This window comes from Streptomyces sp. NPDC059989 (assembly GCF_042736975.1).
Classification (GTDB): Bacteria; Actinomycetota; Actinomycetes; order Streptomycetales; family Streptomycetaceae; genus Streptomyces.
This window is the reverse complement of the sequence record NZ_JBHWUO010000039.1, coordinates 35753-54874: the sequence shown is the minus strand read 5'-3', so window position 1 is coordinate 54874 and position 19122 is coordinate 35753. Positions and strand designations below refer to the sequence as shown.

At 70.9% G+C, this 19122-nt stretch carries 16 protein-coding genes; 11 read left to right on the top strand and 5 right to left on the bottom strand.

Annotated elements, in window-relative coordinates; genetic code table 11:
• The first annotated feature begins 125 nt into the window (after window positions 1-125).
• On the top strand, window positions 126-572 hold the full coding sequence (locus ACFWBN_RS28870) for a hypothetical protein (RefSeq protein ID WP_385180985.1): 447 nt from the start codon (window positions 126-128) through the stop codon (window positions 570-572).
• A 190-nt stretch (window positions 573-762) separates the two neighbouring features.
• Here the strand turns inward: ACFWBN_RS28870 and ACFWBN_RS28865 are convergent, their stop codons facing one another.
• Window positions 763-1374, bottom strand: a complete 612-nt coding sequence (locus tag ACFWBN_RS28865; RefSeq protein ID WP_385180982.1) for a 1,4-alpha-glucan branching protein — start codon at window positions 1372-1374, stop codon at window positions 763-765.
• 151 nt (window positions 1375-1525) lie between these two features.
• Here ACFWBN_RS28865 and ACFWBN_RS28860 point away from each other — a divergent pair, with 151 nt between their 5' ends.
• Both ACFWBN_RS28860 and ACFWBN_RS28855 read left to right on the top strand, forming a co-directional pair.
• Window positions 1526-1735 carry a hypothetical protein gene (locus ACFWBN_RS28860; protein ID WP_385180980.1) on the top strand — a complete coding sequence of 70 codons (210 nt, stop codon included), beginning with the start codon at window positions 1526-1528 and terminating at the stop codon, window positions 1733-1735.
• Window positions 1732-2586: a hypothetical protein gene (locus ACFWBN_RS28855; RefSeq protein ID WP_385180977.1), complete on the top strand. Its 855-nt coding sequence runs from the start codon at window positions 1732-1734 to the stop codon at window positions 2584-2586. The genes ACFWBN_RS28860 and ACFWBN_RS28855 overlap by 4 nt, the downstream gene beginning before the upstream one ends.
• A gap of 9 nt (window positions 2587-2595) precedes the next feature.
• Here the strand turns inward: ACFWBN_RS28855 and ACFWBN_RS28850 are convergent, their stop codons facing one another.
• Window positions 2596-3201, bottom strand: a complete 606-nt coding sequence (locus ACFWBN_RS28850; protein WP_385180975.1) for a TetR/AcrR family transcriptional regulator — start codon at window positions 3199-3201, stop codon at window positions 2596-2598.
• 121 nt (window positions 3202-3322) lie between these two features.
• Here ACFWBN_RS28850 and ACFWBN_RS28845 point away from each other — a divergent pair, with 121 nt between their 5' ends.
• Both ACFWBN_RS28845 and ACFWBN_RS28840 read left to right on the top strand, forming a co-directional pair.
• The gene (locus ACFWBN_RS28845; RefSeq protein ID WP_385180972.1) at window positions 3323-4855 is read left to right on the top strand and encodes an APC family permease; all 1533 of its coding nucleotides are present in this window, start codon (window positions 3323-3325) and stop codon (window positions 4853-4855) included.
• On the top strand, window positions 4777-6366 hold the full coding sequence (locus tag ACFWBN_RS28840; RefSeq protein ID WP_385180970.1) for an amidohydrolase: 1590 nt from the start codon (window positions 4777-4779) through the stop codon (window positions 6364-6366). Before ACFWBN_RS28845 ends, ACFWBN_RS28840 begins: the two co-directional genes overlap by 79 nt.
• A 55-nt stretch (window positions 6367-6421) precedes the next feature.
• Here ACFWBN_RS28840 and ACFWBN_RS28835 read toward each other — a convergent pair whose 3' ends face one another.
• From ACFWBN_RS28835 to ACFWBN_RS28825, 3 genes are all read right to left on the bottom strand, one after another.
• Window positions 6422-7306, bottom strand: a complete 885-nt coding sequence (locus ACFWBN_RS28835) for a phosphatase PAP2 family protein (RefSeq protein ID WP_385180968.1) — start codon at window positions 7304-7306, stop codon at window positions 6422-6424.
• Between the two features lie 112 nt (window positions 7307-7418).
• Window positions 7419-8450 carry a LacI family DNA-binding transcriptional regulator gene (locus ACFWBN_RS28830; RefSeq protein WP_385180966.1) on the bottom strand — a complete coding sequence of 344 codons (1032 nt, stop codon included), beginning with the start codon at window positions 8448-8450 and terminating at the stop codon, window positions 7419-7421.
• A 26-nt stretch (window positions 8451-8476) separates the two neighbouring features.
• Window positions 8477-10342, bottom strand: a complete 1866-nt coding sequence (locus tag ACFWBN_RS28825; protein ID WP_385180964.1) for a glycoside hydrolase family 13 protein — start codon at window positions 10340-10342, stop codon at window positions 8477-8479.
• A 222-nt stretch (window positions 10343-10564) separates the two neighbouring features.
• Here ACFWBN_RS28825 and ACFWBN_RS28820 point away from each other — a divergent pair, with 222 nt between their 5' ends.
• The 6 genes from ACFWBN_RS28820 (at window position 10565) to ACFWBN_RS28795 (ending at window position 19090) form a co-directional block, all read left to right on the top strand.
• On the top strand, window positions 10565-11839 hold the full coding sequence (locus ACFWBN_RS28820) for an extracellular solute-binding protein (RefSeq protein WP_385180962.1): 1275 nt from the start codon (window positions 10565-10567) through the stop codon (window positions 11837-11839).
• A 7-nt stretch (window positions 11840-11846) separates the two neighbouring features.
• Window positions 11847-12869, top strand: a complete 1023-nt coding sequence (locus ACFWBN_RS28815; RefSeq protein WP_385180959.1) for a carbohydrate ABC transporter permease — start codon at window positions 11847-11849, stop codon at window positions 12867-12869.
• A 2-nt stretch (window positions 12870-12871) separates the two neighbouring features.
• Entirely contained in the window at window positions 12872-13726 is an 855-nt protein-coding gene (locus ACFWBN_RS28810; protein ID WP_385180956.1) for a sugar ABC transporter permease, read from the top strand.
• Window positions 13727-13778: 52 nt separating this feature from the next.
• Window positions 13779-15386, top strand: a complete 1608-nt coding sequence (locus ACFWBN_RS28805) for a glycoside hydrolase family 13 protein (protein ID WP_385180953.1) — start codon at window positions 13779-13781, stop codon at window positions 15384-15386.
• A complete protein-coding gene (locus ACFWBN_RS28800) occupies window positions 15374-16399 on the top strand; it encodes a LacI family DNA-binding transcriptional regulator (RefSeq protein ID WP_385180950.1) in 1026 nt (341 codons plus the stop codon). The genes ACFWBN_RS28805 and ACFWBN_RS28800 overlap by 13 nt, the downstream gene beginning before the upstream one ends.
• A gap of 966 nt (window positions 16400-17365) precedes the next feature.
• Window positions 17366-19090: a carbohydrate-binding module family 20 domain-containing protein gene (locus ACFWBN_RS28795; protein WP_385180947.1), complete on the top strand. Its 1725-nt coding sequence runs from the start codon at window positions 17366-17368 to the stop codon at window positions 19088-19090.
• Window positions 19091-19122: the final 32 nt, after the last annotated feature.

The following is a 19122-nucleotide window of genomic DNA, read 5'->3' as shown; positions in this document are numbered from 1 at the left end:
TCGATCCTGTAAGGTAATTAGAACAGCAGTCTTGGGTGCTCGTCAGATTTACGGCGGGCACCCAAGTATTTCTGCGCCGCAGGGCTTAGGTTTTCTATCAAGCGTCCCAGAGGGGAGTTATTGTGGTGGACGATCCAATGGAGTACTCGAGAATCAGAGCGTGGGTGGACGAGTGGGGCGGGCGCGTCGACTATGTCGATTATGTGAAACGCAATGGAGATTTGGGTGTTCTTGTAGCGTTTTCTCGGATCTTGTGGCCTCGCTTTATCGAGGTGGGGGACTGTGTGTTGTGGGATCGTGTGTATGAGGAGTCAAATTTTAACCTTTGGCGCGACAGCCTCTCCGGTGATACGCGAAAGATCGAGGCGACGCTCAATCAATTGAGAGTTTGGCAGATTGTCGAATCTGAGGACGTGGGTGACGACAGGGAGGCGATGGAGTTTCTCGCGGCGTGCATTGTGAAATCTTGGAAAAGTGCACTTCGTGCAAAATTCCCTGGCCGCAGTTTCGACGTGCGAATCCTGGATTCCGAGGACGGCCCTATCGTCACTTTTTCTGTCGATTCGAAATAGATGCAATTTGGATGTGACCCAGGCAAGTCTTTCTGCGAAGAGACATTGAGGCGGGCGGGTATGAGGCTTCCCTACGCCAACTGAGTAGATGTGGATTGCAGTTTCGCTGGCGGGTGGAAGGGCGAAGCATAGGCTCGGCGATCAACTCGCAGCGACTCGATTTGGTCGCGATGGCAAATCTGAAGCTCCGTCAGTGTGACTGGTGGGGCATCAGTGGTGCGTTTGTGCGCCCCAGGACCGCGAAGACGCCGCGGGCGGGTTCGCCGTCCGGGGTGTGCCACGGGGCCGTGACGCGGGCGGGGGCGTCCGGGGTCGCGGGGGAGTCCGCGCGGAGGACGCGGGTCACCGTCACGGCGGGCTCGGCGTCCGCGGGCAGGTGCGCGCCCTCGACGGTGACCGTGGGGTCCGGGGCGTCGCTCTCGCTCTGCATCTGCGGGATCGCCTCGCCCCGCAGCAGTGCGCGGAGTTGGGCCAGCAGGACCGGGTCCCGGGTGCCGTCGTACACCCAGCGGGTGCCCAGTACGCCGTGCTCCGAGGTGCCGACGAGGGCGTGCTCGGCGCCGGCCGGCGGGGCGCCGCGGTAGGTCAGGGGGACGTGGTAGGTCACTCCGTCCGCCGTGTCGGTGACCACCATGAACTCGATGCCCACCTCGCCCTCGGGGTCGTCGAGCCGGAAGCCGCCCGCCTTGGCCAGCTCCGGGGCCCGCCCGGGCCGCCCCTCGTACCAGGGCTGCGACGGGAGCCACGACGCCACGAGTTCCAGCTTGCCGGGGGTCATGGTGGTGCGGTGGACGACGGCCATGCGGACGGGCCTCCAGGGGCGGGAGTTGCGAACGGTTCCTCGAAGCCTAGGCTCCACCGGTCGCGCGTTCCACTGATCTTTTCCGCATACGGGGAGCAAGCCGCCTCCACATCCCTACGATGGGGCTCCTCTTTCGGGATGCGGGTGAGAGATGACGATGAACAGTGCCGACCGCCGCCGTGTCTGGCTCGCGGCGCTTGCGACCCTTACCGCGATCGCCGGGGTGCTGGCCACGTTGTGGGCCACGGACACCATCGGTGGAGACAAGAACGAATGCAGGAACCACGCCGTGTGCGGCCGCGACAACCGGATCAATTCCGACAACGGTTCGAACGCGTCGACGGGAGAAGCCGGCAGATGAAGTCGTACAGCACCGTCGCCGCGCTGGCCCTGTGCGGCGGTTTCCTGTTGCTGGGCTGTTCCACGAACGAGTGCTCCGCCGGGTCGGTGTGCGGAAACAGCAACGCGATCGGCCCGACCCCGACCGGTGACTCCAAAGCTTCGGACACCGCGCCGCTGGCGTTCACCGTGGACGAGGTGAACCCTTGGGACAGCTGCGACGGTGGCGCCGGGATGGTCTTCCTGAAGCCGCCCGCACTGGATGAAGCGGCAGCCGAACTCGGCCGCAACCAGGCCGTCACCACTGCGGATGAGTCGGTGGCTTTCTGGAAGAGGCTGGAGGCGTTCGGCAACGACCACGAGGCGGTCGCCGCCGACTACGCGATCATTCACCTCAGCGTGCAGGGAAAGTCGGCACGCGCCGTCACGGTGAAGAACATCGCCGTCAAGCCGCAGGAGACCCGGCCGCTTCCGAAGTCCAGCCTGCGTCTGAGGTATGCCGGGGGCTGCGGTGACGCCAACATGAGCCGGTTCGCGGCGAATCTCGACAAGAAGACTCCCGCTCTCGAGTTCAAGGACGGCCAGAACGATCAGGGGAAGATGCGCGCTCGCGGTTTCCCCGTCCAGGTGTCCGAGAGCGACACCGAGAACTTCGTCATCGTTCCCTTCACCTCGGCCGGCGTGCACCGGTTCACGCTCTCGATCGAATGGTCGAGCGACGGCGTGTCCGGAACGACCGAGGTGAGGAGGAACGACAAGAAGGAGTTCGCGGTGGCCTCGGGCAACGGCGGGCCGCAGTACTTCTACGCGCAAGACGGCAAGTTCAACCCCCTCACCGGCCGGATGAATCCGGACGACCCCTTCGCGAACTGACTGCCGCTGTTACTCCGCCGAGCCCCGCAGCGTCCGGGCGTACGTCAGGAACGCCGCCAACGCGAGATCGAAGGCCGCGTCCGCGCGGCCCGGGCCCACCGTTGCCAGGGCGGCGGCCAGCAGCGGGGTCTCCGCCGACGGCTCCCACATGGCCTCCGGGGCCGCCAGGTCCAGGGCCGAGCCCAGCACCAGGTTCTCCAGCGCCGTCAGCAGCGGCATCACCAGGCCGCCCGCGAAGCCCGCCGCCAGGAGGAGGGCCACCGCGCGCTCGTAGTGCGCGAGCACCCGCGGGGCCCGGACCGGTGTGGTCATCAGCAGCGGGATGGCCCGCGGGTAGGCGGCGAAGGCGGCCCGGTAGGAGCGCGCCCACTCCTCCAGGGCCCGGTCCCAGGGCTCCAGGGCCAGGGCCTCGTCGGTGATCCGCTCGCACACGAGCTCCCGTATCAGCTCCACCACCCCCGCCCGGCCGTCCACGTGGTGATACACCGACCCGGTCTGCACGCCGAGCGCCCGGGCGATCTGCGGAACGCTGAACTCTCCGTGCTCCGCGACCAGTTGCAGGGCGGTCGTGGCGATGCGCTCCCGGTCAAGGAGCGGGGTGCGCGGCCGTGCCATCGGTGTTCTCCCGCCGTCAGGTCTTCCCGTATCCCAAAACCGGAGGCTACATTGCCGCAAACCGAAAGCCTTTAGGTTTTCTTCCCCCCGCAGCCTGCCGTTCGCAGAAGGGTGCCGCCCCATGCCCCAAACGCCAGCGCCACCACCCGCGCTCCGCCGCGCGGCGCTCGGTACCGCCGACATCTCCTTCTTCGTCGTCTCCGCCGCCGCCCCCCTCACCGTCATGGCCGGCGTCGCCCCCGTCGCCATCCTCCTCGGCGGCATCGGCGCCCCCGCCGGATACCTCCTCGCCGGCATCACCCTCGCCGTCTTCGCCGTCGGCTTCACGACCATGAGCCGCCACGTCCGCAGCGGCGGCGCCTTCTACGCCTACATCACCCGCGGCCTCGGCAAGCGCGTCGGCATCGGCGCCGCCCTGCTCGCCCTCGTCGGCTACAACGGCATGGAGATCGGCGTCTACGGCCTCCTCGGCACCACCACCGCCGACACCGCGCACGCACTCTGGAGCCTCGACGTCCCCTGGCTCCCCGTCTCCCTCGCCGGCCTCGCCCTCATCTGGTACGGCGGCTTCCGCTCCATCGACTTCGGCGCCAAGCTGCTCGGCGTCCTCCTCGTCGCCGAGACCGGGATACTCGTCCTGCTGGCAGGAGGGGTGCTCCTCAAGGGTGGCGCCCACGGGCTCTCCCTCGGGTCCTTCGCCCCCGGCGCGGTCCTCGTCCCCGGCACCGCCGCCGTCCTGGCCTTCGCGTTCGCCGCCTTCACCGGTTTCGAGTCCACCGTCATCTACCGCCGTGAGGCCCGCGACCCCGACCGGACCATCCCGCGCGCCACCTACATCGCCGTCGCCTTCCTCGGCCTCTTCTACGCCTTCATCGTCTGGACCGTCATCCAGGCCTTCGGAGCCGAGGAGGTGATCACCGCTGCCACCGAGGACCCCGGCGGCCTCTTCTTCGCCGCGATCACCACCTACGTCGGCCCCTGGGCGGCCGACCTGATGCACGTCTTCATCGTCACCAGCGTCATCGCCTCCCTCCTCGCCTTCCACAACGCCATCAACCGCTACGCCCTCGCCCTCTCCGAGGAGGGCGTCCTGCCCGCCGCCCTCGGCCGCGTCCACCCCCGCCACCGCTCCCCGTACCTCGCCGGAGCCGCGCAGACCGCCCTCGGCGCCGTCGTCGTCCTCGGCTTCGCCCTCGCGGGCGCCGACCCGTACCAGCAGCTCCTCCTGTGGGTGAACACCCCCGGCATGATCGGCCTCATGGCCCTGATGCTGCTGGCGGCGATCGCCGTACCCGCCTACTTCCGGCGTCTCGCGCACGCGGAAGGCCCCTGGCGGACGGTGATCGCACCCGTGGCCGCCGCCGTCCTGCTCGCCGTGGCGATCTTGCTGGTCGTCTCCAAGGTGGACCTCTTCACCATGGCCTCCACCACCGTCAACACCGTCCTCATCGCGCTCGTCCCCGCCGTCTTCCTCGCCGGCCTCGGCCTCGCCCAGCGGCTGAAGACCCGCCGCCCCGAGGTCTACGCCCGCTTCGCCGAAGAACCCGACACCGCTCCCGAAGGGGAAGGAACCCCGTGCCCGCTCCCGACACCGTCCTCACCGGCGCCCGCGTCCGCACCCTCGACCCCGGCCGCCCCGAGGCCCGCGCCGTAGCCGTCCGCGACGGCGAGATCGTCGCCGTCGGCGACGAGGCCGACGTACGCGACTGGCGCGGACCCGGCACCGAGGTGATCGAACTCCACGGCGCCACCCTCACCCCCGGCCTCACCGACGCCCACAGCCACCCCGTCTGGGGCATCGAGATGGCAGAAGGCACCGACCTCTCCGCCGTCCGCGACCTCGACCAGCTGCGCGCCGCCCTGCGCACCGCGGACCGCGGCCCCGGCGGCTGGGTCACCGGCCACGGCCTCGACCACAACGCCTTCGGCGGCCGCCCCGTCCACCGCGCCCTGGTGGAGGAGGCCCTGGCCGGCGCCCCCGCCTTCCTGCGCCTCTACGACGGCCACTCCGCGCTCGTCAGCGGCGCGGCCCTGGCCGCCGCCGGGATCACCGGCCCCCGCGCCTTCGCCCAGCGCTCCGAGATCGTCTGCGACGCCGACGGCCGGCCCACCGGCCACCTCGTCGAACACGCCGCGATGGCCCTCGTCGGCGCCCTCGTACCGAAGCCCTCGTACGCCGAGCGCCGCACCCGCCTCGTCGAACTGCTCGGCTCCATGGCCGCCACCGGCCTCACCGGCGCCCACGTCATGGACCTCGGCGACGGGGACGTACCGGCCCTCCTCGCCACCGTCGAGTACGAGGGCGACCTGCCGCTTCGGCTGCGCCTGGCCCCCTGGTGCATGCCGGGGGCCACCGACGAGGACCTCGCCGAGCTGATCGCCCTCCAGGGCAAGCGGGGCCGCCACTGGCAGGTCGGCGGCGTGAAGTTCTTCATGGACGGCACCGTCGAGGGCGGCACCGCGTGGCTGGAGCACGCCGACTGCCACGGCCAGGGCACCGACGCCTTCTGGCCCGACCCCGAGGCCTACGCCCGGGCCGTACGGGTCCTGGACGCGGCCGGGGTGCGCACCGCGACCCACGCCATCGGCGACGCGGCCGTCCGCCACGTCCTGGACACGGTGGCGTCCCTCGGCGGGCAGGCCCGGATGCGGCACCGGATCGAGCACATCGAAACGGTCCCCGACGACCAGCTGAAGCGGTTCGCGGAGCTCGGGGTGATCGCCTCCATGCAGCCGCCGCACACCGCGTACACCCGCGCCGACCACAGCGACGAGTGGTCGAAGCGGCTGGGCGGGGACCGGGCGGGCCGGGCCTGGCGCTGCCGGGACCTGCGCGACGCGGGAGCCGTCCTCGCGCTCGGCTCGGACTGGCCCATCGCCCACCACGACGCCCGCCAGGTGCTGGTCACCGCCCGCAGCCCGCTGGGCGCGGCCTCGGCCGGCCGCGCCCTGACCGGGCTGATGGCCCTGGAGGGCATGACCTCGCACGCGGCGCTCGCGGCCGGGGAGCAGTCGGTGGCGGGCCGGATCGCGCCCGGCTGCCGGGCGGATCTGACGGCCTTCGCCCTCGACCCGGTCACGGCCCCGCCGGACGAACTGGCCGGGGCGCCGGTCCGCCTCACGATGTCGGGCGGCCGCGTCACGCACCGGGACGGTGGCCTCTAGGACCGGGTCCGGGGGCAGGCGGCCCGGGCCCGCGGGTCCGGGCGGTCGCCTCCCGCTAGCGGCGGAAGCGGTTCAGCGCGGTGGAGAGCGGGTGCGGCCCGCTGTGCACCGGGTGGCGCGGCAGCCGGTGCGGGAGCGAGCCGTACCAGGCCCGCGAGACGGTGTAGCCGAAGGCCAGGCAGAGCATGCCGCCCACGGCGTCGAGCCAGAAGTGGTTGGCGGTGGCCACGATGACGACGAGGGTCGCCGTCGGGTAGAGCAGGCCCAGGATCCGGGCCCACGGGGCGGAGGCGACCGCGAAGATCGTCAGCCCGCACCAGAGCGACCACCCTATGTGCATCGAGGGCATCGCGGCGTACTGGTTCGACATGTGCTTGAGGTTCCCGGAGGCCATGGAGCCCCAGGTGTGGTGGACCAGCACGGTGTCGACGAAGCTCTGCCCGTTCATCAGCCGGGGCGGCGCGAGCGGGTAGAAGTAGTAGCCGACCAGGGCCACGCCCGTGGTGGCGAAGAGCACGAGACGGGTGGGCGCGTAACGCCCGGGATGGAAACGGTAGATCCACACCAGTACGCCGATGGTCACGATGAAGTGGAGCGTGGCGTAGTAGTAGTTCATGCCCACGATCAGCCAGGTCACCGAGTTGACGGCGTGGTTGACCGACTGCTCGACGGCGATGCCGAGGGTGCGCTCGACGCCCCAGATCCAGTCGGCGTTCGCGAGGGCGGCCGCCTTCTGCTCCGGGACCGCGTTGCGGATCAGCGAGTAGGTCCAGTAGCTGACCGCGATGAGCGCGATCTCGAACCAGATGCGCGGCCGGCGCGGGGACCGCAGCCGGCCGAGCAGGGTGCGCTCGGACCCCGGGCGGGCCTCGTTCTCGGTCACCGTGGGTGACGAGACATCCGTCCGGGTTTCCAGTGTCTTCACGCTCGCTTCACCCATGGGATAGGAGTCTGCCAGATACGATCTCGCCTCCGATCATCCCTCGGGACGGTCTTCGGCGCAGCCGCTCAGCCCTGGGGACGACCCGTGGCCCTTACGTCCTTCACGCCCTTTACGTCCTTCTCCGCTGCCCGGGACCGGACGCCGTGGAGCCGCGGACGACCAGCTCGGGCAGGAAGACGAACTCGCTGTGCGGGGCGGGCGTACCGCCGATCTCCTCCAGCAGGGTCCGGACCGCCGCCTGCCCCATGGCCAGTACGGGCTGCCGGATCGTGGTCAGCGGCGGATCGGTGAACGCTATGAGCGGGGAGTCGTCGAAGCCGACCACCGACACGTCCTGCGGCACCTTCAGCCCCTGCTGCCGGGCGGCCCGGATCGCGCCGAGCGCCATCATGTCGCTCGCGCACACCACCGCCGTGCAGCCGCGCGCGATCAGCGCGGCCGCGGCGGCCTGGCCGCCCTCCAGCGTGTAGAGGGAGTGCTGGATCAGCTCCTCGGTCCGGGCCTCGTCGAGCCCGAGCCGCTCCTTCATCGCGCTGCGGAAGCCCTCGATCTTGCGGAGCACCGGGACGAACCGCTTCGGCCCGACCGCGAGCCCGATCCGGGTGTGCCCGAGCGCGGTGAGGTGGGTGACGGCGAGGTGCATCGCGGCCCGGTCGTCGGGCGAGACGAAGGGGGCCTGCACCTTGTCGGAGAACCCGTTGATGAGGACGTACGGAACGCCCTGCCCGCGGAGTTGGTCGTAGCGGCCCATGTCGGCCGTGGTGTCGGCGTGCAGTCCGGAGACGAAGATGATCCCGGAGACCCCGCGGTCGACGAGCATCTCGGTCAGCTCGTCCTCGGTGGACCCGCCGGGGGTCTGCGTGGCCAGCACCGGCGTGTAGCCCTGGCGGGTCAGCGCCTGGCCGATGACCTGGGCGAGCGCCGGGAAGATGGGGTTGTCCAGCTCGGGGGTTATCAGTCCGACGAGCCCGGCACTGCGCTGGCGGAGCCGTACGGGGCGCTCGTAGCCGAGCACGTCGAGCGCGGCCAGCACGGACTCGCGGGTGCCCGCGGCCACACCGGGCTTGCCGTTGAGCACGCGGCTGACTGTGGCTTCGCTGACCCCCGCCTGGGCTGCGATGTCGGCTAGCCGTGCGGTCACGGGATGGGACTGTACCGGCCGCCACGTCAAAATGCCCACCACGTGCACGAATCCGGGGGAAGCCGGACGGTACGGCCGTCCGTCTCCACGGGGGAGCTGGAGAGCACGGGGCGCCCGGGTGCGGGCAGTTCGACCGGGGTGGGGCGGCTGTTGAGGGTGCAGGCGAAGCCGGGGCGGGTGAAGAGGAGGACCCCTTCGGGGGCCGGCAGCCAGTGCATCCCGGAGGGGTGCGGGGCCTCGGCCCCGGGGTCGCCGCAGGCGGCGGCTTCGCCCCAGGCGCGGGCGGGGTCGAACTGGTCCGACGCCGGACGGCCCCGGCCCGCCTCGGGCGCGCCCAGGCCCGGCAGGGCGCGGCGCAGTTCCAGGGCCGCGCGGTAGAGCTCCAGGGTGGAGTGCGGGTCGCCGGTCTGGGCGGCCACGCTGAGCCCGCCCCAGCCGGCGGGCTGCGGCAGCCAGCTCCCGGCCGGCCCGAACCCGTAGGGCGGCTCCGACCCGGACCAGGGCAGCGGCACCCGGCACCCGTCGCGCAGCCCGTCCTGCCCCTCGGCCTCCGGCCCGGCCGCGGCACCGGCATGGGTCCCGGCATGGGTCCCGGCGGGGGTCCCGGCCCCGTCGGTGGTCCGGGCCCGTGGCGCGGCTCCGCCCGGCGCGGGCCCGGCGGCCGGCTCGGCCCCGGAGACCTGCTGACGGCGCCCGCGGCGGAAGGCCGGGTCCTGGCGGGCCTCGTCCGGGAGGTCGACGACCTCCGGCAGGCCCAGCTCCTCGCCCTGGTAGACGTACGCCGATCCGGGCAGGGCCAGCATCAGCAGGGCCGCGGCCCGGGCGCGGGCCAGCCCGCGGGCCCCGCCCCCGTACCGCGTCACGTGCCGTACGACGTCGTGGTTGGACAGCACCCACGTGGTCGGCGCGCCCACCGAGGCGGTGGCGGCCAGGGACTCGTCGATGACGGTCCGCATGGCGGCGGTGTCCCACGGGCAGTTCAGGAAGCGGAAGTTGAAGGCCTGGTGCAGTTCGTCGGGGCGGACGTAGAGGGCGAGCCGCTCGGAGGTCGGGGCCCAGGCCTCGGCGACGCCGATGCGCTGCCCCGGGTAGGAGTCCAGGAGCCGGCGCCAGGAGCGGTGGATCTCGTGGACCGCGTCCTGGTCGAAGAAGGGGAGCGGCTCGGTGCCGATGAGGGTGGCCTGGGCGCCGCGGCCGATGTCGGGCAGGCCGGGGGCCTTGGCCATGCCGTGGGCGACGTCGACGCGGAAGCCGTCGACGCCGAGGTCGAGCCAGAAGCGCAGCACGGAGGAGAACTCGGCGGCGACCTCGGGCCGGCCCCAGTCCAGGTCGGGCTGCTCGGGCGCGAAGAGGTGGAGGTACCACTCGCCGTCGGCGACCCGGGTCCAGGCGGGGCCGCCGAAGACCGACTCCCAGTCGTTCGGCGGGAGCTCCCCGGCCGCGCCCCGTCCCGGGCGGAAGAGGTAGCGCGCGCGGGCCCCCGGCTCCCCGGCGAGGGCGGCGCGGAACCACGGGTGCTGCTCGGAGGTGTGGTTCGGCACCACGTCCACGATGACCCGCAGCCCCAGCGCGTGCGCGGCCCGGACGAGCTCGTCGGCGTCGGAGAGGTCCCCGAAGAGCGGGTCGACGGCCCGGTAGTCGGCGACGTCGTAGCCGCCGTCCGCCTGCGGGGAGACGTAGAAGGGGGTGAGCCACACGGCGTCGACCCCGAGGCGGGCCAGGTGGGGGAGGCGCTCGCGGACCCCGCGCAGGTCCCCGACGCCGTCGCCGTCGCTGTCGGCGAAGGACCGGACGTACACCTGGTAGATGACGGCATCGCGCCACCAGCCACCGCTCGCCGTGGCATTGCTGGAAGAGCTTGCAAGCTGGACGGCCGTCGACTCGTGGGTCATATCGGGGTCAACGCGAGTACACGCCCCCTGGTTGCGGGCCCGGACAGTCGAAGGTGACTCGAACTAACAGCAAGCTGCGGCAACCGTCCGGACACACGGATGTAACGATCAGCTTCTCTTGCAGAAAATTGCCGCAAGCTCTTTCGGTCGGCTTTCAGTCTTGTTACGTTCCTGGCAACTCGGGACCGCGAGGGCGCGGCCGGGATCATCGAAGGAGTTCATATGCGGCGTGGCATAGCGGCCACCGCGCTGGTCGCGACCCTGGCGCTCGCGGCAACGGCTTGCGGCGGTGACACCAAGGGCGACGGTGGCGAGACCAAGGCCGGCGGCGAGCTGTCCGGCACGGTCACGTGGTGGGACACCTCGAACGAGGCCGAGAAGGCCAGCTTCCAGAAGATCGCCGAGGCGTTCACCGCGAAGCACCCGAAGGTGACCGTCAAGTACGTCAACGTCCCGTACGGCGACGCGCAGAACAAGGTCAAGAACGCCTTCAGCAGCGGTTCCGACGCCCCCGACGTGATCCGCGCCGACGTCGGCTGGGTCGCGGACTTCGCCTCCCTCCAGTACCTCGACGAGGTACCGGCCGAGACGGCCAAGAAGGTCGACGCCGAGTTCCTCGCGCAGGCCGCGGCCAGCGGCAAGTACGAGGGCAAGACCTACGCCGTGCCGCAGGTCATCGACACCCTCGGCCTCTTCTACAACAAGAAGATGCTCGCCGACGCCGGCGTCCAGCCCCCCAAGACCCTGGAGGAGCTGAAGACGGCCGCCGCGGCGATCAAGGCGAAGAGCGGCAAGGCCGGCCTCTACCTGCGCGGCGACGACTCCTACTGGTTCCTCCCGCTGATCTACGGCGAGGGCGGCGACCTGGTCGACGCGAAGAACAAGACCGTCACCGTCGACAACGCGGCCGGCGTCAAGGCGTTCAAGACCGCCCGCGACCTGGTCACCTCGGGCGCGGCGATCACCAACGCCACCGACGGCTGGACCAACATGCAGACCGCCTTCAAGTCGGGCGAGGCCGCCATGATGATCAACGGCCCGTGGGCGGTCGCCGACAGCTACGCCGGTGACCAGTTCAAGGACAAGGCCAACCTCGGCATCGCCCCCGTCCCGGCCGGCTCGGTCAAGGCGGGCGCCCCGCAGGGCGGCCACGACCTCGCCGTCTACGCCGGCTCCAAGAACCGCGACGCCGCGCACGCCTTCGTCGAGTACATGACCTCGCAGGAGGTCCAGGTGCAGACGGCCAAGGAGCTGAGCGTGCTCCCCACCCGCACCGCCGCCTACGAACAGCCCGACGTCAAGGGCAACGAGATGGTCCAGTTCTTCAAGCCGGCCGTGGACAAGGCCGTCGAGCGCGCCTGGATCCCGGAGAACGGCTCCCTCTTCGAGCCGCTGAAGGTCGAATACACCAAGGCGATCACCGGGGCCTCCAGCCCCGAGGACGCCGCCAAGTCGGCCGGTGTCGAGTTCCGCAAGATCCTCAAGGGCTGGAAGTAACGAAACCATGGCTGCTCACACCAGCCAGTCGGTGGCGAAGGCCGCGGGAGACGACGACAGCGTCGCCTCCCGCGGCCGGAGCCGCAGGACTGACAGCCGGAACACGGGTGGACTGAGGCGTGCCCTCGCCACCCACTGGTACGCCTGGGCCATGGTCGCCCCGGTGGTGCTCGTCCTCGGCGTGATCATCGGCTGGCCGCTCGTCAAGGGCGTCTACCTGTCGCTGACCGACGCCAACGAGCGCAACGTCTCCCGGACCATCGGCGCCCGCCACATCGAGGCCACGTACGAGTTCGTCGGACTCGACAACTACGCTGCCGTCCTCAGCGACCCGGTGTTCCTGCAGCGGCTGGTGTGGACGGTGCTGTGGACCGTCGGATGCGTGTCGATCACCTTCACGCTCGGCCTGCTCCTCGCCAACATGCTCAACCGGGACTTCAAGGGCCGCGCCGCCTACCGGATGGCGCTCATCCTGCCCTGGGCCGTCCCCGGCTTCGTCTCCGTCTTCGCCTGGCGGTTCCTCTTCAACCGCGACAACGGCATCCTCAACAAGCTCCTCGACGGCGGCGGCATCGCGGCCGTCCCGTGGCTCGACGACCCGACCTGGGCCAAGTTCTCGGTCATCGCCGTCAACGTCTGGCTCGGCGTCCCCTTCATGATGGTCGCCCTGCTCGGCGGACTGCAGTCGATCCCCGGCGAGCTCTACGAGGCCGCCGAGATGGACGGGGCCTCCGCCTGGCAGCGGTTCCGCCACATCACCCTGCCCGGCCTGCGCGCGGTCAGCATGACGGTGATCCTGCTCTCCACCATCTGGACCTTCAACATGTTCCCGGTGATCTTCCTGCTCACCCGCGGCGGACCCGGGGACTCCACCGAGATCCTGGTGACCCAGGCCTTCCGCGAGGCGTTCATCACGAGCCCGCGCGACTTCGCCGCCTCCGCCACCTGGGGCGTGCTGATCCTCCTGCTGCTCATGATCTTCGCGCTGGTCTACCGGCGCTCGCTGCGCAAGCAGGGAGAGGTGTGGTGACCATGACCACGAAACCCACCGCCGTCCGCGGCCGGGGCCACCGGAGCCCGCTCGCGTCCGTAGGCCTGCACGCCACGCTCGTCGTCGCGTCCGTCATCGCCGTCTTCCCGGTGCTGTGGATCCTGCTGACCTCGCTCAAGCCCGCGCAGCACGCGATCACCACCGACTTCGTCAAGGAACCGAGCCTCGGCAACTACCGGTACCTGCTGGAGTCGAGCCACTTCCTCAGCTGGTTCGGCAACTCGGTCCTCGTCGCCGGCGTCACCACGGTCCTCGGCGTGTTCATCGCCGCCACCACCGGATACGCCGTCAGCCGCTTCAAGTTCCCCGGAATGAAGCCGCTGATGTGGACCCTGCTCATCACGCAGATGTTCCCGATGGCCATCCTCATCGTCCCGCTCTACAACCTGATGGGCGACCTCGGGCTGCTCAACCAGCCGGTCGGCCTGATCATCACCTACCTCACCATCGCCGTGCCGTTCTGCGCCTGGATGATGAAGGGCTTCTTCGACACCATCCCGGTGGAGATCGACGAATCGGGCCGCGTCGACGGCCTCAACCCCTTCGGCACCTTCTGGCGGCTCATCCTGCCGCTCGCCAAGCCCGGCCTCGCCGTCACCGGCTTCTACGCCTTCATCACCGCATGGGGCGAAGTCGCGTACGCCTCCGCCTTCATGGTCGGCGAGGAGAACCTCACCCTGGCCGGCGGGCTCCAGACCTTCGTCACCCAGTACACCTCCAACTGGGGGGCGATGAGCGCCGCTTCCGTGCTCATCGCGATCCCCGCAGCGATCTTCTTCCTCTTCGCCCAGCGTCACCTCGTCGCCGGGATGACGGCAGGCGCCACCAAGGGCTGACCACCCCTTGCCTGCCCCCTCTCACCCCCGGCCCGATCTCTTCAAGGACGACATGACCCAGCACCTCGCCGACGCACTTCCCACCTCCACCGGCACCCGGCCCGGCTGGTGGAGAGAAGCGGTGATCTACCAGGTCTATCCGCGCAGCTTCGCCGACTCCAACGGGGACGGCATGGGGGACCTCGAAGGAATCCGCAGCCGCCTGCCCTACCTCAAGGAGCTGGGCGTCGACGCCGTCTGGCTCAGCCCCTTCTACGCCTCCCCGCAGGCCGACGCGGGCTACGACGTCGCCGACTACCGGGCCATCGACCCCATGTTCGGCACCCTGCACGACGCCGACGCCGTGATCCGCGAAGCGCACGCGCTGGGCCTGCGGATCATCGTGGACCTCGTCCCGAACCACTGCTCCGACCAGCACGAATGGTTCAAGCAGGCGCTGCGGGAGGGGCCGGGGACGCCGCTGCGCGAGCGCTTCCACTTCCGCCCGGGCCGGGGTGCGGCCGGGGAGCTCCCGCCCAACGACTGGGAGTCCATCTTCGGCGGGCCGGCGTGGACGCGGGTGGCCGACGGGGAGTGGTACCTGCACCTCTTCGCGCCCGAGCAGCCCGACTTCAACTGGGAACACCCCGCCGTCCAGGACGAGTTCCGCTCCATCCTGCGCTTCTGGCTCGACCTCGGCGCCGACGGCTTCCGCATCGACGTCGCCCACGGCCTGGTCAAGGCCCCCGGCCTGCCCGACCTCGGCCGCGACGAGCAGCTCAAGCTGCTGGGCAACCAGGTGCTCCCCTTCTTCGACCAGGACGGGGTCCACGAGATCTACCGCTCCTGGCGGACCGTGCTCGACGAGTACGCGGGCGACCGGATCGGCGTCGCCGAGGCCTGGACGCCGAGCGCCGACCGCACCGCGCTCTACCTGCGCCCCGACGAGCTCCACCAGGCCTTCAACTTCCACTACCTGAACACCGGCTGGGACGCGGACGCGCTGCGCGCCACCATCGACGAGTCGCTCGACGCGATGCGGCCGGTCGGCGCGCCGACCACGTGGGTGCTGTCCAACCACGACGTCGTACGGCACGTGACGCGGTACGGGGGCGGGGCGCAGGGCGTGGCCCGGGCCCGGGCGGCGGCCCTGCTGATGCTGGCCCTGCCCGGGTCGGCGTACGTCTACCAGGGCGAGGAGCTGGGGCTGCCGGAGGTCGTGGACCTGCCGGACGACGTGCGCCAGGACCCCTCCTTCTTCAAGGCGAACGGCCAGGACGGGCTGCGCGACGGCTGCCGTGTGCCGATCCCGTGGTCGGGCGACCAGGCCCCGTACGGCTTCGGGAGCGGCGGCAGCTGGCTGCCGCAGCCGGCCGAGTGGGCCGGTCTGAGCGTGGCCGCCCAGACGGGCGACCCCTCCTCGACGCTGGAGCTGTACCGCGCCGCGCTGCGGATCCGCCGGGAGCGGGCCGAGCTGGGCGCCGGCGACGGCGTGGAGTGGCTGACCGCCCCGGACGGGGTGCTGGCGTTCCGGCGCGGGGAGTTCGTGTGCACGGTGAACACCACCGGCGCGCCGGTACGGCTGCCCGCGCCGGGCACCGTACTGCTGGCCAGTGGGGACCTCGACCTCGCGGAGCCGGACGTCCTGCCGGGCGACACGGCGGTGTGGTGGAAGGGGTGACCTCCCCCTCCGGCTCTCCTCTGAGGCTGACGGACATCGCCGCGCAGGCCCAGGTCAGCGAGGCGACCGTCAGCCGTGTGCTCAACGGCAAGTCGGGCGTGGCGGCCGGCACCCGGCACAAGGTGCTGGCCGCGCTCGACCTGCTGGGCTACGAGCGGCCGGTGCGGCTCAAGCGGCGCAGCAACGGGCTGGTGGGGCTGCTGATCCCGGAGCTGACGAACCCCATCTTCCCGGCGTTCGCCCAGGTCATCGAGCAGGCGCTGGCCGGGCACGGGTACACGCCGGTGCTGTGCACGCAGACCCCGGGCGGGGCCACCGAGGACGAGCTGGTGGAGCAGCTGGAGGAGCGCGGGGTCACCGGGATCGTGTTCCTGTCGGGGCTCCACGCGGATGCCCACGCCGACCCGTCGAGGTACCAGCGACTGGCGGCCCGCGGCGTCCCCTTCGTGCTGATCAACGGCTTCAACGAGCGGGTGAACGCCCCCTTCATCTCCCCGGACGACCGGGCGGCGGCGGACATGGCGGTGCGGCACCTGGAGGAGCTGGGGCACCGGCGGATCGGGCTGGCCATCGGGCCGACGCGCTACGTCCCGTCGGCGCGGAAGGAGCAGGGGTTCCTGGCCGCGGTGCCGGGTGCCGACGCGGAAGGCCTGATCCAGCGCACGCTGTTCACGGTGGAGGGCGGCCACGCGGCGGGAGGCGCGCTGCTGGACCGCGGTTGCACGGGGGTGGTGTGCGGGAGCGACCCGATGGCGCTCGGCGTCATCCGGGCCGCCCGGGAACGGGGGCTGCGGGTGCCGGAGGACGTCTCGGTGGTCGGCTTCGACGACTCGCCGCTGATCGCCTTCACGGACCCGCCGCTGACGACGGTCCGACAGCCGGTCCGGGCCATGGCCACGGCGGCGGTCGGCGCCCTGCTGGAGGCGGTGGCCGGCACCCCGGTCCAGCGCACGGAGTACGTCTTCCAGCCGGAGCTGGTGGTACGGGGGTCCACGGGACAGGGGCCGGGCTGAGGGGTGGGGGCGCGGGGGAGTCCGCGGTGCGTCGCGGTGCGTCGCGGTGCGTCGCGTCGCGGTGCGGGGCTGCTGGGGTACGGCGCTTCACGGCACGGGCGTCTTTTGCCCCCTCGAGCCGCCGGGCCCGGTCGGTGGTTGCCCACCCGCCCCCCTCGGCGGCGAAGCCGGGGCTCGGCAGATTGTCGGGCGGGGTCGGCGTGGGCCGCATTGTGCTCAGGCTGGCCTGCCTGCGGGGCGGCGGCTTCGGGGGTCGGGAGCCAGTCACCCGGTATCAGGGAGGGTTTGGGGGTTTCCCGTCAGTCTCATCGTCTCTCCGTGTCGGGCCGGCCTGTCAAGGGCGCTCCCTGCGGTCGCGTCGCTTCGCGATGGCCTTCGGCCACCCTTGACAGGCCGTCCCGCCACGGAAATACGAAGACTGCCGGGAACCCCCAAAAGAACGGCACGGGTGATGGGTAGAGGAGCAGGGCCATCAGGGAGGGGCTGCCCGGTTCCCTGGGGGAGCCTCGGCCCGGGCCCTCCCACCTCGGATTCCGGGTCGGGGGCGGCCCAACCCTTCCCAGACAGCGGCCAGATGGAGCTGGCGGTAGTTCAGGCGGCCACACGCAACAGATCGCTACGCGCTCCTCGCCGCAGGCGTCCCCGGCCCGTCTTGGGATGGGCATAGGCCGCCCATGCGGCCCGTCATGTCCCGCTATCGTGCGGTGAGCGGGCTGTCGCGCTTGGCGTACCAGCGGAGAGAGCTGGGCTGAGCTCTCGGTCGTCCGCGGCGCGCTCATCGGGTTCCGCGCCCGGTCAGCGCGCCGCCGTCCACCTGCCCGATCCCCGTGGGCCCCGGTTGTTTCCCCGAGGGACGCTGCCCCAGGAAACAATTCTGCAATCTCTTGCGCAAACTCTTGCAACGCGCTGGGTTACCCCTCTACGGTCGCGGACAATCCCCACCTCTCCCGCCAGGAGGCCCCCCACATGTCTGTCAGAGCCGCCAGACCCCCACGATCCCGCGCCGTCGGTGTGGGGCTGTTCGCCGCCGCCGCGCTTGCCGCGCTCACCGCTCACGCTCCGCAGGCCTCCGCGACCCCGCCGGGGGACAAGGACGTCACCGCTGTGATGTTCGAGTGGCGCTTCGAGTCCGTTGCCAAGGCCTGTACGGACTCGCTCGGCCCCGCCGGTTACGGCTACGTCCAGGTCTCCCCTCCACAGGAGCACATCCAGGGCTCCCAGTGGTGGACCTCGTACCAGCCCGTCAGCTACAAGATCGCCGGCCGGCTCGGCGACCGCACCGCCTTCAAGGCCATGGTCGACACCTGCCACGCCGCCGGCGTGAAGGTCGTCGCCGACTCGGTGATCAACCACATGGCCGCCGGGGACGGCACCGGCACCGGCGGCTCTTCGTACACGAAGTACAACTACCCCGGCGTCTACTCCGGCTCCGACATGGACGACTGCCGGGCGACCATTTCCAACTACCAGGACCGCGCCAACGTCCAGAACTGCGAGCTGGTCCAGCTCGCCGACCTCGACACCGGCGAGGACTACGTGCGGGGCCGCATCGCCGGTTACCTCAACGACCTGCTCTCCCTCGGCGTCGACGGATTCCGGATCGACGCCGCCAAGCACATGCCCGCCGCCGACCTCGCCAACATCAAGTCGCGGCTGACGAACCCCGGCGTCTACTGGAAGCAGGAGGCGATCCACGGCGCCGGCGAGGCCGTCTCGCCCAGCGAGTACCTCGGCACCGGCGACGTCCAGGAGTTCCGCTACGCCCGCGACCTCAAGCGGGTCTTCCAGAACGAGAACCTCGCCTACCTGAAGAACTTCGGCGAAGCCTGGGGCCACATGCCCAGTGGTCAGTCCGGGGTCTTCGTCGACAACCACGACACCGAGCGCGTCGGCGACACCCTCAGCTACAAGGACGGTTCCGCCTACACCCTCGCGAGCGTCTTCATGCTGGCCTGGCCGTACGGGTCGCCGGACGTGCACTCCGGTTACGAGTGGAGCGACAAGGACGCCGGGCCTCCGAACGGCGGTGCGGTGAGCGCCTGTTACGCCGACGGCTGGAAGTGCCAGCACGCCTGGCGGGAGATCTCCTCCATGGTCGCCTTCCGCAACGCGGCCCGCGGCCAGTCCGTCACCAACTGGTGGGACAACGGCGGCGACCAGATCGCCTTCGGGCGCGGTTCCAAGGCGTACGTCGCCATCAACCACGAGGCGAGCGCCCTGTCCCGTACCTTCCAGACCTCCCTCGCCGCCGGCGACTACTGCGACGTGCAGAACAACCGCACGGTCACGGTGAACTCCGGCGGCCAGTTCACCGCCACCCTCCCCGCCGGGACGGCCGTCGCCCTGCACACGGGCGCCCGTACCTGCTCCGGCGGTACGACCCCGCCGCCGTCGGCCACCTCCGGCGCCTCCTTCGCCGTCAACGCCACCACCGTCGTCGGACAGAACATCTACGTCACCGGTGACCGGGCCGAGCTCGGCGCCTGGAACGCCGGCAGCGCGCTGAAGCTCGACGCGGCCGCCTACCCGGTCTGGAAGCTCGACGTCACCCTCCCGGCCGGCACGTCGTTCGCGTACAAGTACGTCCGCAAGGACGCCGCCGGGAACGTCACCTGGGAGAGCGGTGCGAACCGTACCGCCACCGTCCCCGCGAGCGGCAAGGTCACGCTGAGCGACACCTGGCGCGGCTGAGCCTCCGCCCCCAATAGACCAGGGCCGCCCGG